The 16035-nt window shown below is 63.7% G+C and carries 16 protein-coding genes; 8 read left to right on the top strand and 8 right to left on the bottom strand.

Annotation, left to right across the window (positions count from 1 at the left end):
- Nucleotide 1: 1 nt before the first annotated feature.
- Together OXG30_10205 and OXG30_10200 are read left to right on the top strand one after the other, a co-directional pair.
- On the top strand, nucleotides 2-1072 hold the full coding sequence (locus tag OXG30_10205) for an adenosine deaminase (GenBank protein ID MCY4135269.1): 1071 nt from the start codon (nucleotides 2-4) through the stop codon (nucleotides 1070-1072).
- A gap of 2 nt (nucleotides 1073-1074) precedes the next feature.
- Nucleotides 1075-1767: an HAD family hydrolase gene (locus OXG30_10200; GenBank protein MCY4135268.1), complete on the top strand. Its 693-nt coding sequence runs from the start codon at nucleotides 1075-1077 to the stop codon at nucleotides 1765-1767.
- Nucleotides 1768-1811: 44 nt separating this feature from the next.
- Here the strand turns inward: OXG30_10200 and OXG30_10195 are convergent, their stop codons facing one another.
- The 6 genes from OXG30_10195 to deoC all read right to left on the bottom strand — a co-directional run bounded on the left by OXG30_10195 (nucleotide 1812) and on the right by deoC (nucleotide 6504).
- Nucleotides 1812-2231 (bottom strand): PIN domain-containing protein, encoded by a 420-nt coding sequence (locus tag OXG30_10195; protein ID MCY4135267.1) that lies wholly within the window; start codon nucleotides 2229-2231, stop codon nucleotides 1812-1814.
- On the bottom strand, nucleotides 2209-2496 hold the full coding sequence (locus tag OXG30_10190; GenBank protein ID MCY4135266.1) for a hypothetical protein: 288 nt from the start codon (nucleotides 2494-2496) through the stop codon (nucleotides 2209-2211). The genes OXG30_10195 and OXG30_10190 overlap by 23 nt, the downstream gene beginning before the upstream one ends.
- 103 nt (nucleotides 2497-2599) lie before the next feature.
- A complete protein-coding gene (locus OXG30_10185) occupies nucleotides 2600-3247 on the bottom strand; it encodes a hypothetical protein (GenBank protein MCY4135265.1) in 648 nt (215 codons plus the stop codon).
- Nucleotides 3244-4119, bottom strand: a complete 876-nt coding sequence (locus tag OXG30_10180; GenBank protein ID MCY4135264.1) for an aldehyde dehydrogenase family protein — start codon at nucleotides 4117-4119, stop codon at nucleotides 3244-3246. The genes OXG30_10185 and OXG30_10180 overlap by 4 nt, the downstream gene beginning before the upstream one ends.
- Nucleotides 4116-5549 (bottom strand): aldehyde dehydrogenase family protein, encoded by a 1434-nt coding sequence (locus OXG30_10175; GenBank protein ID MCY4135263.1) that lies wholly within the window; start codon nucleotides 5547-5549, stop codon nucleotides 4116-4118. The genes OXG30_10180 and OXG30_10175 overlap by 4 nt, the downstream gene beginning before the upstream one ends.
- Before the next feature lie 46 nt (nucleotides 5550-5595).
- Nucleotides 5596-6504, bottom strand: coding sequence for a deoxyribose-phosphate aldolase (gene deoC, locus OXG30_10170; GenBank protein ID MCY4135262.1), 909 nt, complete (start codon nucleotides 6502-6504; stop codon nucleotides 5596-5598).
- A 296-nt stretch (nucleotides 6505-6800) separates the two neighbouring features.
- On the opposite strand from deoC, the gene upp reads away from it, so the two are divergent.
- Nucleotides 6801-7424 (top strand): uracil phosphoribosyltransferase, encoded by a 624-nt coding sequence (gene upp, locus OXG30_10165; GenBank protein MCY4135261.1) that lies wholly within the window; start codon nucleotides 6801-6803, stop codon nucleotides 7422-7424.
- Between the two features lie 21 nt (nucleotides 7425-7445).
- Here upp and OXG30_10160 read toward each other — a convergent pair whose 3' ends face one another.
- Entirely contained in the window at nucleotides 7446-7865 is a 420-nt protein-coding gene (locus tag OXG30_10160) for a hypothetical protein (protein MCY4135260.1), read from the bottom strand.
- Between the two features lie 127 nt (nucleotides 7866-7992).
- Complete coding sequence (locus tag OXG30_10155; protein MCY4135259.1) at nucleotides 7993-9660, bottom strand: amidohydrolase family protein; 1668 nt, start codon at nucleotides 9658-9660, stop codon at nucleotides 7993-7995.
- 253 nt (nucleotides 9661-9913) lie between these two features.
- Here OXG30_10155 and OXG30_10150 point away from each other — a divergent pair, with 253 nt between their 5' ends.
- From OXG30_10150 to OXG30_10130, 5 genes are all read left to right on the top strand, one after another.
- Entirely contained in the window at nucleotides 9914-10459 is a 546-nt protein-coding gene (locus OXG30_10150) for a LysM domain-containing protein (protein ID MCY4135258.1), read from the top strand.
- A 333-nt stretch (nucleotides 10460-10792) separates the two neighbouring features.
- On the top strand, nucleotides 10793-11728 hold the full coding sequence (locus OXG30_10145) for a hypothetical protein (protein ID MCY4135257.1): 936 nt from the start codon (nucleotides 10793-10795) through the stop codon (nucleotides 11726-11728).
- Between the two features lie 104 nt (nucleotides 11729-11832).
- Nucleotides 11833-12462: a peroxiredoxin gene (locus tag OXG30_10140; protein ID MCY4135256.1), complete on the top strand. Its 630-nt coding sequence runs from the start codon at nucleotides 11833-11835 to the stop codon at nucleotides 12460-12462.
- Between the two features lie 55 nt (nucleotides 12463-12517).
- Nucleotides 12518-13348, top strand: a complete 831-nt coding sequence (locus OXG30_10135; protein MCY4135255.1) for an ABC transporter ATP-binding protein — start codon at nucleotides 12518-12520, stop codon at nucleotides 13346-13348.
- Between the two features lie 55 nt (nucleotides 13349-13403).
- The gene (locus OXG30_10130) at nucleotides 13404-15998 is read left to right on the top strand and encodes an ABC transporter permease (protein ID MCY4135254.1); all 2595 of its coding nucleotides are present in this window, start codon (nucleotides 13404-13406) and stop codon (nucleotides 15996-15998) included.
- Nucleotides 15999-16035: the final 37 nt, after the last annotated feature.

Here is a 16035-nt window from a genome sequence, read left to right as displayed (position 1 = left end):
AGTGATTCATCCGACAATCGAAGAAGTAAGAGCCGCTCCCAAAGTCCTGTTGCACGACCACCTGGACGGCGGACTGCGCCCGCAGACCGTGGTGGAGCTGGCCGCCGAGACCGGCTACAACAACCTGCCCACCACCAACGCCGACGAGCTGGCCCGCTGGATGGTGCGAGGGGCCAGCCGGCTGGACCTCACCCTGTACCTGGAGACCTTCGCCCACACCGTGGGTGTCATGCAGACCAGTGACGCCCTGGAGCGAGTAGCGGCTGAGTGCGCCGAAGACCTGGACGACGATGGCGTGGTTTACGCCGAGGTGAGGTTTGCTCCCGAACTCCACACCGAAGCCGGGCTGAGCCTGGACGAGGTAGTGGAGGCGGTAGTGGCCGGCTTCGAGGCGGGAAGCGCCAACCGCAACATCCGCATCGGCACGCTGGTCACTGCCATGCGCACCGCGGCTCGCTCGCTGGAAATCGCCCAGCTGGCCATCCGCCATCGCGACCGGGGCGTGGTGGGCTTTGACATTGCCGGAGCCGAGGCCGGCAATCCTCCCACCCGCCACCTCGACGCATTCCATCTGATTCAGCGGGAAAACTTCCACTTCACCATCCACGCCGGGGAGGCCTACGGCCCGCCGTCCATCTGGGAAGCCGTGCAGTACTGCGGCACCGAGCGCCTAGGCCACGGCGTCCGCATCGTTGATGACATTGATTTCGGCCCCGATGGCACCCCAAAGCTGGGCCGTTTGGCCGCATTCGTGCGGGACCGGCGCATCCCATTGGAGCTGTGCCCAACGTCCAACGTCCACACCGGGGCAGCGCAGTCCATCGCCGAGCACCCCATCAAGGTGCTGAGCGATCTGCGCTTCCGGGTCACGGTCAACACCGACAACCGCCTGATGAGCGCCACCTCCATGACCCAGGAGGTGATGCAATTGGTGGACGAATTCAGCTTCAACTGGGCCGACATCCAGTGGCTGACCATCAACGCCATGAAGAGCGCGTTCATCCCCTTCGATGAGCGGCTGGAGATCATCAACAAGGTCGTAAAGCCAGCCTACGGCCCCCTCGCGTTGTGACCGTGGCCACCATTGAAATCGTCGGTCTCGACGCTGACGACACCCTGTGGCACAACGAGTCGATCTTCGCCGACTATGAGGAGCGCATGGCCAGCCTGGTGGCCCGTTACCTGCCCGATGTGGACTTCCACGAGCGGCTCATCGAGCTAGAGCGCCACAACGTGGCCATCTTCGGCTACGGCATCAAGGGGTTCGTGCTGTCGATGATCGAAACCGCCATCGAGGCCACCGAAGGACAGATCACCGCGGAGGAGATCCACACCATTGTGGGCTGGGCCAAGGAAATGCACGCCCACCCAGTGGAGTTGCTCGACGGAGTAGCCGAGACCATCGAGGCGTTGGAGCACCGCTATCGCCTGGTGATCATCACCAAGGGCGACCTATGGAACCAGGAAACCAAGATCGCCGCCTCCGGGTTGGCCGATCACTTCGACGCAGTGGAGATCGTGGCCGAGAAAGACGAGGCCACCTACTCCCGCCTGTTCGACCGCCACGACATCGCCATCGACCGATTCGTGATGGTGGGAAACTCGGTGCGCTCCGACATCGAGCCCGTGGTCGCCCTCGGCGGCCGAGGCGTCCACATCCCCTACCACCTCACCTGGGATCTAGAGCACGCCACCATCTCCCCCCACGATCGGTGGGTTGAACTCTCCGACATCCGCCAACTCCCCTCCTGGCTGGCCGCCCAGTAGAGAACTCCAAGCGGCAGGAGCTAGTCGAGGCGAGAGCGGGTCAGTCAGGATTCGAAGGGATTGATTACTCGGATGCCGTCGTAGTCCTGTTCGGAGCTCATGTCCTCGGAATAGACGACCTCGCAGCCCATCGCACCCGCCGCGGCCAAGATCGCACTGTCCCAATACGACAGTCCGAAACGTTGGCTGATAGTCACGGCCTGTTGGAAGATCTGCTCCGTCACCGGCTGAACGGGGTAGCTGTCAATGGCCTCCAGAAAACGCAGCGCCTGTTCGGAGGTGAGTGCGTCGGCGCGGCTCGGGCGGGTCGCTTGAACGTAGAACTCCTGGATCACCTGCACCGAGAGAGCTAGATCGCCGTCTTCCAACAGCGAAAGGGCGCGGCCGCGCTTGTACGAGTCCTCAGACAACGCGCTGACGGCGTACAACAAGATGTTGGTGTCAACGAAGCGCACTGCGTTCATACAGGGCGTCCCGAGGCACATGGGCGGCTACCCGTAGACCTCCGCCATTGCCGGTGATGTCGTCGATGGCCTCACCCAGCAGCCTATGTCGGCGCTCAGCTTCTGTTTCCGCCAACACATCGGCCCCGGCCGCCGCCTGGTCGCCCCGGGCAAGCCCCTGGAGGTAGCCCCGCACCAGGGCCGACACCGAAGTGTCCAGCTCCGCTGCTCGAATTCGTGCCAGTCGGTGCGTTTCCTCATCCACCGCCACCGTGATATTCCTCACCGATTCTCCTCCAGAGTCCCGATCTGATTGTCACAGTATCACATAAAATGTGAAACACAACAGAGAATCGGTCCTAAGCCATGAACGAGGGGCATGGGGCCTCTCAGCCCGAACGGTCGTCGAGGCGGTCGGTGCTGGGGTCGAATGTGGGGAGCTGGTGTTGGACGGCGCCTTGATGGGAGGTCAGCTCGTCGTACACCATGGCCTCCACCTCGTCCCAAGTGGTGGCCCGGGGTGGGTCCAGGTCCCGGTTGTAGGGCTGGTCGAACACGATGACGGTTCGGCCCTCGGCCCGCAGAGCCTCGACGTTGTGGGGGGCGTCTTCGATGTAGACGTGGGCGTCTACTGCGGTCTTGCCGCCCACGAAGCACAGGTCTCGGTAGGGGATCTTGGCCTTGTCGAGCCACTCTGCGGTGTCGCCGGCGGCGATGGCATGATCCCAGTTGGTATAAAGACGGTGGGTGATGATGCGGATCCACGCCCCGGCCTCCGACAGCCGCCACAGGGCTCGGGAGGCACCGGGCATGGCCGGCATGTCGGCCAGCATTCGATGCTCCACCACCGCCCGTCGGTGGTAGGTCTCGAAGTCGCCGTCCTCGAATCCCCATTCTTGGAAGCCCCAGCCGCACTCCAGGGTCAACGACTCTTCAGACACACCCTTTTCCCTCGCGACGATCCTTCGGAACGCCACCGTGTGCTGGGCGCACACCCCGTCGAGGTCGACGCCGAGCACAAACGGACCGGGGCTCATCTTCCCTTGGGGTGCCAGACAGTCTTGGTTTCGCAGAAGGCGTTGATGAGGTAGGGGCTCTGGGCGGACTCATCGGCCCACTGGCGCTCGGCGGCCGATGCGCTTACCACCCGGGTGATGGTGGCCGCGGCCTGGCGGGCCGCAGCCGCGCCCTGCTCGGAGTCGCAACCGGTCAGGTCCAGCGAGTCCACCGCCACGTGGCCAGCCAGCGGGGGGACGAGCTCATCGCGGTGGCCGGTAATGATGTTGACCACCCCGGAGGGGATGTCGCTCAGCGCCAAGGTCTCAGCCAGGGTGACGGCCGCCAGCGGGCAGCGCTCGGAGGCCAGCACCACTGCGGTGTTTCCCGACACGATCACCGGAGCCAGCCTCGACACCAGCGGAATCAGGGGTGGTTCGTCGGGGGCCACGATCCCCACCACGCCGGTGGGCTCGGGCACGCTGAGGTTGAAATAGGGACCGGCCACCGGGTTGGCTCCGCCCAGCACGGTGGGGAACTTGTCGGCCCAGCCGGCGTACCACACCCAGCGATCGATGGCGGCGGCGACCTCCTCAGCTGCGGTCGCCTCCGAGCCTCCATCGGTTGTCCGGAGCACCTCGGCACAGAACTCGTCGCGGCGCGACTCCATCACCTCGGCCACCCGGTACAAGATCTGGCCCCGGTTGTAGGCGGTGCGCCCGGCCCAGCTCTCTTGGGCCGACCTAGCGGCGGCCACTGCGTCCCGGACGTCTTTGCGCGACCCTTGGACGGCGTGGGCCAGGAGTTCTCCCCCAGCCCCAGTCACCGGGTACGACCGCCCCGACTCCGAGCGCTCGAACGCCCCGCCGACGAATTGCTTGTAGGTCTTGTTGACCGACAACCGACTGCTCATGCCACCAACTCCACATAGGGCAGCAGTCCGACCCGGCCCCCTTCGCGGCCGTAGCCGCTCTCCCGGTAGCCGCCGAACGGGCTGGCCGGGTCGAACCGGTTGAAGGTATTGGCCCACACCACACCAGCCTGCATCCGGTCGGCCATCCACAAGATGCGCGACCCCTTCTCGGTCCAGATGCCGGCCGACAATCCATACGGGGTGTTGTTGGCCTTGGCCACCGCCTCCTCGGCGGTGCGGAAGGTGAGCACCGACAGCACCGGCCCGAAGATCTCCTCCTGGGCGATGCGGTGGGCGGTGGACACGTTGGTGAACAGCGCCGGCGGGTGGAAGAAACCCCGCTCGGGCAGCACACACTCCGGCGTGTACAGCTCGGCCCCCTCGGCCACCCCGGAAGCCACCAGCTCTTGGATGCGGTCGAGTTGGGCTTGGGAGTTGATGGCCCCGATGTCGGTGTTCTTGTCCAGCGGGTCGCCCACCCGCAGGGTGTCCATGCGCCGCTGGAGCTTCCCCACCACTGCGTCGGCCACCGTCTCTTGCACCAAAAGGCGGGAACCGGCGCAGCACACCTGTCCGCCGTTGAAGTAGATGCCGTTGACGATGCCCTCGGTCACTTGGTCCAAGGCGGCGTCTTCGAACACGATGTTGGCCGCCTTTCCTCCCAGTTCCAGGGTGAGGCGCTTTCCGGTACCGGCCACCTCCGCTCCGATGGCCCGGCCCACCTCGGTCGACCCGGTGAACGCCACCTTGTCCACGCCGGGGTGGGACACCAGCGCGGCCCCGGTGGCGTCGTCGCCGGTGACGATGTTGACCACGCCTGCGGGCAGTTCGGCGTCGCGCAGCACCTCGGCCAGCAACAATGCGGTTAGCGGGGTGGTGGGCGCCGGCTTGAGCACGGCAGTGTTGCCGCAGGCCAGGGCAGGGGCCAGCTTCCAGGCCGCCATGAGCAGGGGAAAGTTCCACGGAATGACTTGGGCGGCAACCCCCAGGGGTGCAGTTCGCCGACCGCTGAAGGCGTAGTCGAGCTTGTCGGCCCAGCCGGCGTAATGGAAGAAGTGGGCCGCAGCCAGCGGGATGTCGAGGTCGCGGGACTCCCGTATGGGTTTGCCCCCGTCCATGGTCTCCAAGACCGCGAACTCTCGGGCCCGCTCTTGCAGCAGCCGGGCCACCCGGTACAGGTACTTGGCCCGCTCCGCGCCAGACAGATCCCGCCAGCCTCCCACCCACGCGGCGCGGGCAGCGGCCACCGCCCGGTCCACATCGGCGGCGTCGGCCACACTCACCTCGGCCAGCTGCTCCCCAGTGGCCGGGTTGATGGTGGCAGCCAGTCTCCCAGCGGCCGGTTCCACCATTTCGCCACCCACAAATAGGCCGTACTGAGAGGCCAGTTGGACGGGAGCGGTGGATTCGGGGGCGGGCGCGTACTCGATGTCGAAACCGCTGGCGGGTTCCACTTCTTTACCAGGAGAAGAGGGGTCAGTCAACGCTGAAATCCTCCCGCCGCTGGTAGCGGCCATCACGGAGCCTGGCCCGCTGCATCAATACGTCATTGAGCAGGCTGGAGGCACCCAAACGGAACCGCTCCGGGGTCAGCCAACTCGAACCCAGCGTTTCGCCCACGATCACCAGATAGTGCCAGGCCTGCTTGGCGGTGCGAATGCCCCCGGCCAACTTTAGGCCCACGGCTTGCCCGGTTTGCTCGGCCATGTCTCGAATGGCCTCGGCCATGCACAGGGCGGTGGGTGGAGTGGCCGAGGTGCCGATCTTGCCGGTGGAGGTCTTGATGAAGTCGGCCCCGGCCACCATAGCCAGCATGGATGCCCGCCTGATTTGGTCGTAAGACCCCAGCTCTCCGGTCTCCAAGATCACCTTCAGGTGGGCTGATCCGCAGGCCTGCTTAGCCGCGGCGATCTCGTCGTAAGCCCGCTGGTAGCGACCGGACAGAAATGCCGAGCGGTTCAGCACGATGTCCACCTCGTCGGCCCCGGCAGCTACTGCCCAGGCGATCTCACCCAGCCGAGCCTCAAGGGGTGCCAAACCGGCGGGAAACCCCCCGGCAACACTGGCCACTGCCACCGGGCTGTCGGCCAGCGCCTCGGCAGCCACCGGCACCAACTCGGGATACACGCACACTGCGGCCACCGACGGCACCGACCAGTCACCGGCGTCAGGGTGGCGGGCCCGGGCGCACAACGCCTGGACCCGCTCCGAAGTGTCGGCTCCCTCCAGCGTGGTCAGATCCATCACCTGGATGGCCAAGTCGAGCGCCGCCCCCTTGGACGAGGTCTTGATCGACCGGGTACACAGCAACGCGGCCCGCTGCTCCAGCCCCACCGCATCCACCGGAGTGATGCGCACGCCGGCTACGGCATCGGCGGCCCCCACCGGAGCATCAACAGCAAGCAAGTCGGTCACCCGACCAAGGATAGGGCTGGGCTGCGACTGTGAGGCATTCGACGACAGAACACCGAAGACCACGACAACGAGACTCCTGGCTGAACACGCCTAGTGGTGTGTCTTGGGTTTAGCGCCGTGGATTGCGACGGCAGCGGCGTTCCTCGCAAGGCGCACCGACGTAGCCATACCCGGAGCGTACGGCAAGGAGGAGCAACGCAGCGAGGGGCGTCGATGCCTAGCAGGACACGCGCGATAAACCCAAGACACACCACTAGGGTGAGACTATGAGCGCAACGGTCGTCGACCACCCGCTGGCGCAGGCCCGCTTGGCCACCCTGCGCCGGGCCGACACCCCTTCGCCGGAGTTCCGGCGGACCCTGGAGGAGCTTAGCGGGCTCTTGATCTACGAGGCTTTGCGAGACACTCCCACCACGAAGGTGGAAGTGGCCACCCCGCTGGCACCCACGTCTGGAGTCCGAGTCGACGATCCCCCGCTTCTGGTGCCAGTGCTGCGAGCGGGGCTGGGCATGTTAGACGCAGCCCGGAGGCTGCTACCGGAGGCTGCGGTGGGCTTTCTGGGCGTGCGCCGAAATGAGGAGACGTTTCAACCCGAGCCCTATCTCAACACCGTGCCCGACAGTCTCAGCGGGCAGGCCGTATTGGTATTGGAGCCGATGCTGGCCACCGGAGGTTCGCTGGCCTACGTATGTGGGCGGATGGCCGCAGCCGGGGCCGGACAGATCACCGCGGTGTGCGTGCTGGCCGCGCCCGAAGGGGTGGCGGCGCTCGAAGCCGCGGCCCCCGGGGTCCATCTGTTCACCGCGGCCGTGGACGATGGCCTCAACGAGCGGGCCTATATCGTGCCCGGGCTAGGCGACGCGGGCGACCGCCAGTTCGGAGAGCTTTGAGTTTTCCCGGCTGCCGAAGAATCAGCCGGGACCTCCCAAATCGGTGTCGTAAGCGCTGTACACCAGGTCGACCGCGTGGTGGTTGAGTTGGCCCACTCGGTAGACGATGTCGGCCATCGACCGTTGCAGACCAGAGTCGGGCTTTTGCGTATGCAACCGCTTGATCTGCTCCTCCACCGAGACTTGTAGCTGAACCTGCTCGGAGCGGATTTTGTTCACTTGGGGCACCAGTCGAGGGGCCAGCTCAATGCACTCGTCGTACAGCCCGAGATCGCAATCCGAGCAGAACCCGGTGAGCGCTCGGCTCAGTTCTCCGAGCTGGTCCTCAAGGCGGTGCACCCAGTCATCGGGATTGTCAGCTGGCATGCCCTCAGACAAGAGCTCGTGCAGGCCAACTCCTGCTCTATTCAGCTCAACGCGCCAGTCTTTGTTTTCCCCCATGGCGATCTCCTCGTCATCATGTGGGAACGACCACGCTGTCGCTCTTGCGTTCAAGGCCAGCTTAGGCCCACTCCAATACGGAGCGCCAGAGGACTTCGGCAAATTCTGCGTAATCGCCTGGTCGGGCCTATCGCGTCGAAGGGCGGAGGATGTCGCCGGGGTGGGAGTCCACGCCGCCCTGGTCTACCTCGCCGTCGCGGCGAATGGGGGTGCCGTTCACCAGCACATGGGTTATGCCCACGGAGGCGTCGGCGGTGAGCCGCTCGGCGTTGGCGGGGAAGTCTCGAACCCGGCGCAACGGCCCCGGGGCCACGGTGTCGGGGTCGAACACCACAACATCGGCATAGGCCCCCTCCCGCAAATAGCCCCGATCCACCAGATTGAACAGGTCGGCCTGCACTGCGGAGAGCTTCCGCACTGCTTTTTCCATGGGCATGAGCCCGCGATCGCGCACCCAGTTGCCCAAGAAGTCGGTGGCTTGGGGAGCGTCGCAAAGCTGGCCCACGTGGGCCCCGGCATCGGACAGTCCCAGTGTGCAGCCGTCTTGCTGCAAGAGCATGGCCACCCCGTCGGGGTCATCATTGGCGATGATGCAGCTGATGCGAGTGGTCAGGTCGTCGGCCACCGCAGTGTCGAGCAGCACGTCGAGGGGGCGCACCCCCAGCTCCTCGGCCACGTCGGTAAGACGCCGTCCGACCAGTTCCGGACGAGAATCCGTCTCGGCGATCTGGAACGTCTCCCACCGCGGAACCATGGCCTTTTGGTGCTTGAAGGCCTCTTCGGTCCGGTTGCGCCAATCCTCGTCGTCGTAAGACTTGAGCCGGGCATCGTGGTCCTCGCTCATGAGGGCGGCAAACTCGGAGTTCACGTTGAGGGTGAATGGATCGGACATCACCATCTGGAAAGTAAGCGGGCGAGGGGTGACTTGGGGCCACACTTCGATTCCCTTGGTCCACGCCTCCCGGTTCTTGGCCGCGCTCTTCTCGTGGTTCCCATTGGGGAAGGTCAACAGGGCACCGTAGGTGAACGGCACTCCCACCTGGGGCTGCAAGGCGTACATATCGTCAATGCCCACTTGCTCACCGGGGGCAATCGACACCACGCCCCGACGCTTTTGGCCCAGCACGCCCATAAGTGCTTCGAACTCATCCCGGGTGGCGAATCGGCTGGGGATGGGCAGTCCATCGGCCCCGCGGTGGGTCATGGCAAAGCTGGTGGCCAGCCCGGCCGCTCCGGCGTCGATGGCCTCAGCAACCACCTCCACCATGCGAGCCACCTCCTCGTCGGTTGACGCCCGCTCGTAGGCCTCATCGCCCACCACGAACAGCCGCAGGGCGGTGTGGCCGATGTAGGCCCCGAAGTTGAGGGCGATGCCCCGACGGGAAATGGAGTCCAAATACTCGGGGAACGTCTCGAAGTCCCAGGGGATGCCCTCGGCCAGGCTGTCCACGTTCATGTCCTCGACGTTCTCCAGCGTGCGGGCGATGAGGTCTTGGTGACTGGGCCGGGTGGGTGCGATGGAAAAGCCGCAGTTGCCGGCGATCACCGATGTCACCCCGTGGAAGCACGACGGGCTGAGGGCTGGGTCCCAGAACACCTGGGCGTCGTAGTGCGTGTGGATGTCGATGAATCCGGGGGCCACCACTTGGCCGTCGGCGTCCAGTTCGACCTTGCCCGACAAGCCTGAACCGATCTCGCTGATGCGATCCCCGGTTATGGCGACATCAGCCTCCCGTCCCGGCTCGCCCGAGCCGTCCACCACAATTCCCCCGCTGATGACGATGTCTGCACTCATAGCTCAGAGTTTCCCACGCCAAGCTCAAACGCGCCTGTCCGGGCTCCTGAATGCACTGGTGAGCAGGCGGCGCACATCGCTACCCGAACGGGGGTTCACCAAGATGCCGACAGTGGACACTTCTCCATGTTGCCAGCATCAGTTGAATGGGTGGTCATCCGCCGTTTTCTGGACGCGACAGTTGCGTTCTTTTTTTGCTTTCGGGGCGCGTTGCCTATTGTTGTGGGTCACTGGCAGTAGAGGAGGTGTCGCCATGCGCCGGGCACGAGTGTTGTGGATGGTGCTGATGTTGGCTGTGTTGGCCGCGGCCTGCGGCGGAGGAGGAGGAACGACTTCGGAGGATCGCCCAATCGGCGTGGACTCCGACGAGTTGGTCACTGCCACCGTCGCGGTCCCGGAACCGACCCTTCCCCCGACCCCAACGCCGACTTCAACTCCAGAAGCGTTCATCTATGTCGTGCGCGAGGGCGACACGCTGGGCAGCATCGCTGATGAGTTCGGCATCACCTGGCAGGAGATCGACGCCGTCAACCAGTTGGAAAACCCCAACGTCTTGAGCATCGGCCAGGAGATAGAGATTCCCCAGGACGCGCCGGTGGTGCTCAACAGCGACGGCACCGTCCGTCCCGGCGAGCGCACCCACATCGTCGTTGCGGGCGACACGTTGCTGGACATCGCCCTCCAGTACGGCAAGACGCTGGATGAGATCACCGCAGCCAACAACATCGTCGCAGCCGAACTGATCCAGGTCGGCCAAGAACTCATCATCCCACCCGACGAAGAAGAGCCCACCTCCTAGCGGCGGCCAGCCCCAACTGGCACTAGCCGCAACTTGCGCTGACCGCTCCCTAGTAGCGGATATCCACAACTTGCGCTGACCGCGCTTCTAGTGTGGGCCACATGGCCGTTCCGGCTCGCGCTTGGTTATTCGCGCCGAAAGCGCGGCGCAAAGCCACCATGTGGTGTCCACGTTGCGATGTCACATGGTGGGGTACGGTGCGCGACACCTGTTGGTCGTGCCGCCAGCACACCGCCACGACTCCGGCCCCGACCGCCAATGTTCGCGTGCTGGCCGCCAGCACGGTCGGCGAGTCGTGAACGCTGGGCTAGCCATCCCTGCGATTGACCTCCCATGAGCGCTGGGCTTGCCATTCCTGCTGTCATCATCTTGGGCTGCGCTCTCCTTGCTGGCATCGTGGCCATGGCTACCCGCAAGAAACGAGCCCTGTGGGACATCTTCCCGGGCCCGATGCCCAAAGCGAGCGACGCGGCCTCATTAGAAGATCCGGTGCTGTTCGACGGCGAGGCTGAGCTCTCCGATTCCAACGACGAATCCGAAAGCGTCAACGGAAAACCCAAGCTCGAGCTGGTAGGTGACGCGACAGACGAAGTGCCAACCGTTGTAGACATCGCTCGTTCCGACCACCAAGGGCTAGCCGAATGGCACCAGCGGCATGAACAAACGGTGTCGGACTGGATAGAGAATCACCAGAGGGTGCTGGGCGAAATCAATGCCTCGGGTCTTCAGATCGATATGGACGATCGTGACGAACTCTTGGCCGGACACGAAGAGCTGGCCCCAAAGATGCGAGAGGCCATCGCCAGCCATCCCTCGCCGGTGATGAGAGCCGAACTGAGCGCGATGCACGTGGCTGGGGAGGCAGCCGTATTCGCGGTGATCAAGAGCGACTATGCCACCGCCCGTCGCCAACACCTGATCTATGTGCAATACCGGGACGAGTGGATCGAACGGCTGCGCCAATTCTCCCAAAGCCCGCTGACCAGTCTTCGCTCGGTGATGAACACCGACGAGTTTGAGTTGGAGGAGATCCGCGCCGCACTGGAAACCGCTCTATTCGAAACCGAAGAACCCGAAGAGGTCGAGCCCGACTTCGAAGCCCCGATCATGGTCAGAGAAGATCCGGAGTCGGTTCTCGATTTGGTTGTCCAGACCGATGGACCCTTGCAGGTGGCCGTCGGCACTCCCGACGACACCATCGAAGACCTTGAAGGCGGTCGCATCCGCCGCCTTCTCCGCCGGCGCGGCACCTCCGAAGACGCGGAGTAGAGACAAGCCGCGACATCAATCCAGACCTCTTTAGTCAGGTATTGCCTCAGCGGAGTAGGGTGGGCAGACTTCTTTCACCAACTGCCGCACAAAAGGAGCTGAACATGGCTATTCGACTTGGGGATGCCGCCCCCGATTTCACTGCTGAGACCACTGAGGGAACCATCTCCTTCCACGAATGGAAGGGTGACTCGTGGGCGGTTCTGTTCTCCCATCCCAAGGACTTCACCCCGGTGTGTACTACCGAGCTGGGCTACACCGCCCAACTGGCCGAAGAGTTCGCAGCCCGAAATGTGAAAGTGATCGGCCTGTCGTGCGACACGGTGGAAGACCATGTGGCCTGGTCCCAGGACATCGAGGACACTCAGGGCATCCGTCCCAACTTCCCGATGATCGGCGACGCCGACCGCGCCGTAGCCGACCTCTACGACATGATCCACCCCAACGCCAGCGACACCATGACGGTGCGCTCGGTGTTCGTGATCGGCCCCGACAACGCGGTGAAGCTCACCATCACCTACCCGGCCAGCACCGGGCGCAACTTCGATGAGGTGCTGCGGGTTATCGACTCGCTCCAGCTCACCGCCGCTAAGAAGGTGGCCACCCCGGTGAACTGGCAGCACGGCGACGACGTGATCATCGTGCCCGCCCTCTCCAATGATGAGGCCGCGGAGCTGTTCCCCGACGGCTGGGACGAGCAGAAGCCCTACCTTCGTGTAGTCTCCCAGCCATAATCTCCACTTTTTCCACCAAGGAAAACCTGGCTGACGCCGAAGGGGTGCTTTTTCCATGAGCGATGCGTCCACGCTGGCCACCGACACCATGGCTGCCGCCCGAGCGGTGGAAGCGGTGAAGATCTACGGGTCGGGAGAGACCGAAGTCCGAGCCCTCGACGGGGTGGACATCACCTTCGAGAAGGGCAAATTCAGCGCGATCATGGGCCCGTCGGGCTCGGGCAAGTCCACGCTCATGCACTGCATGGCCGCACTCGACAACCTCACCGAAGGTCACGCCTTCATCGGTGATACCGACCTGAGCACCCTGTCAGACAAAGAGCTGACCCTTCTGCGCCGCGACCGAGTGGGGTTCATCTTCCAGGCTTTCAATCTGGTGCCCACGCTGAACGCCATCGAGAACATCACCCTGCCTATGGACCTGGCTCGGCGGGAACCCGATCAGGAGTGGGTCGACAATGTGATCGCTACTGTGGGACTAGGCGACCGACTCACCCACCGTCCCAACGAGCTGTCGGGAGGCCAGCAACAACGGGTGGCGGTGTCGAGGGCGCTGGCCAGCCAGCCGGAGATCATCTTTGCCGACGAGCCCACCGGCAACCTCGACTCCCGGTCGGGCAACGATGTGCTGAAGTTCATGCGCGATGCGGTTGACGATCTGGGCCAGACCATTGTGATGGTCACCCATGACGCCAAGGCGGCATCATTCGCCGACCGGACCGTGTTCTTGGCCGACGGCAAACTCCAGGGGGAGATGCTCAGTCCCACCGCCGATCAGATCCTCGACTACATGAAGATTCTGCAAGTGGGCCAGTTCGTCCGGGGCATAACAGAGGGGGCAACCATGGAAGAGGTCTTGGAATACATGAAGGACCTGGACGACTGAGTTTGGGCGCAGCCAGATAGCCCCTCCTCGAAGTTCATGACCCGGTAGACGGTCAATGACTCTCCTGCGATACAGCCTTCGAAGCATCGCCGGCGTCAAGGTCCGGTTCGCACTCACCACCCTTGCTGTGATCGTCGGGGTGGCCCTCACCACCGGGGTGTTGATCGCCACCGACGGGCTTCGCGCCTCCCTCAATGACCTGTCGGGCCAGATCTACGAAAAATACGACTTCACCGTACGCTCCGCCTCCGATGTCGGCGATCGCAACGAGGGCGTGCCCCTACTCCCTACTGCGCTAAGCGATGAGATCGCGTCGGTCGATGGGGTGGAAGCAGTCACCGGATTGGCGCTGGAATTCGACGTCGTTGCCATCGGCGGCGATGGCAACGCTCTGGACCCCGGCGTAGGACGACAAACCGGCTACGGCTGGCCCGAGAATGAGTCGCTGAGCACGATCTATGTCTATGACGACGGCATAAGCCGCCAGCCCGTCGGGCCCGATGAATTCGCCATCGACCATTTCACCGGCGAGGAGAACAACTTCGTCATCGGCCAGCGCTACAACATCGCTACTCCCACCGGCACATTCGACTTCGAGCTGGTCGGCTACTTGTACTTCCTCGACCCCGAAACCCGGATCGCGCTTCAGATCGTCTCTTGGGACATGCAAACCACCCGGCAGCTACTGCACAACGGAGGCGGCTACGACTTCATTCACGGCAAGCTGTCGCCGGGAGCTTCTTACGAAGAGGTGGCCGCGGCCATCGGTTCCCGCGTGGGCCCCGACATCGAAGTGATCTCCCGGCAGGACAACATCGATGAGAGCAACGCGGAATTCGCCGGAAACATCGACCGCATCCAAAACCTCTTGCTGGGATTTGCGGTCATCGTTTTGATCATTTCGGGGTTCATCACGTACAACACCTTCACCCTGGTAATGGGGCAGCGCATAAGAGAATTGGGTCTTTTGCGGGTACTCGGCGCCGAGCGACGCCAAATCGCTCAAATCGTGGCGGTCGAAGCGTTAATCGTTGGAGTGGTGGCCACCATCGTGGGATTCGGGCTCGGCATTTTGGTAGCTCTCGGCGTTGCCGGAGCGCTAAACAGCGCCGGCGCTCACCTTCCCGCTATCGACGTGATTATCGGTGGGTGGACCGTTGTTGCCGCGTTGGTCATCGGCATTGGCGTGACCATGATCACCGCCATCTGGCCGGCCATGCGGGCCCGCCGGGTTACGCCCATGGTGGCACTGGCCGACGAAGCCGAGATCGATCCTTTCAATCGGCGGCGCACTTTGGTTATCGGATCAGCAGCCAGCGAGGTAGGGCTGATTCTGCTGCTGATTGGCCTACTGGTCGACCTTTCCACCTCCCAACTCCTCCTTCCGCTTGGCTTGGGGGCGCTGTTGATGCTTCTGGGGGTCAACATCGCGACCCCGGCGATTGCCCGGTCTATGTCGCTGTTCTTAGGTTGGCCAGCCGATCGCCTGTTCACCATCAACGGGCGATTGGCTCGGCTCAACGCGGCTCGCAACCCCCGACGCACCGCAACCACCGCCTCAGCGCTCATGATCGGCCTGGCCATGGTGTCGCTGGTCACTGTGCTGGGGACATCATTCAAGCAAACCCTGAATGACCAACTTGGGGATTCGGTAGAGGCCGATTGGCTGGTTTGCGTCAACGAATGCAACACCGATCTGGGCACCTTCAGCACTGCTCTGGGCGCGTTCAGCCCGGAGGCCACTCACAGGATGGCCCAGATGCCCGAGTTGGAATCGGTGATGGCCTTCCGATTCCGCCCCGACGGAGCGCGCTCTCCCGATGGCGAACAACGCCGAGTGGCAGCCACCGACCTCGACTCGTTCTCCCCCCATGTTGATCCAGGCGTGGTTGCCGGGAGCTTGGAGGGCGCCGGTGCCGGCCATGTGCTCGTACACAAAGACCTAGCCGACGACCTGGACATCGGCCTAGGAGACCAACTGTTCCTCGAGTTCCCCGGCGAGCAAGAAGCGACGTTTGAAGTTGTCGCCCTCCACACCGAAGATTCTGTGGTCGGTCCTCTGGTGGTCGACTTCAGCGACTGGGACCGCCTCATGGGCGAAGGCCAAGACAACCTGGCCACGGCCATCACCGCTCCGGGGATTGAAATGGACCAGGCTCGGTCCAGCCTGGAATCAGAACTCTCCGACTTCCCCCAGGTCATCGTCAAGGACCAGGCCGAATACCGAGAGGGCAGGGCCTCTGAAATCGACACGTTCCTGATCATCATCAACGTGTTCTTGGTCCTCGCGTTGCTCATTGCGGTGGTGGGTATTTCCAACACCATGGCCCTTTCGATTTTCGAGCGAACCCGGGAACTGGGATTGGTGCGGGCCATCGGCATGGCCAAGCAGCAAACCTGGGGGACGATCTTCTTGGAGAGCATCATCGTGGCCGTCTTCGGGGGATTGGTGGGCATCGCGACTGGCGTAGCAGCTGGATCTATCACTGCGGCCGCCCTCCCCAGCAGTGTCATCTCCACCGTAAGCGTGCCGTGGCTCACACTGTTGATCTACCTGGTGGTGTCGGCGGTGGCCGGAATGCTGGCCGCCTTCTTCCCGGCCCGCCGGGCCAACCGCCTCAATGTGTTGGAAGCCATCGCTCACCAGTAGAAATAGCCCATCGGCCTCATCCGCTACGCCCTCAAAA

Source organism: bacterium (assembly GCA_026708015.1).
Taxonomy (GTDB): Bacteria; Actinomycetota; Acidimicrobiia; order Acidimicrobiales; family Bin134; genus Poriferisocius.
The sequence above is the reverse complement of the archived record's forward strand: the minus strand, read 5'-3'. Positions and strand labels throughout refer to the sequence as shown.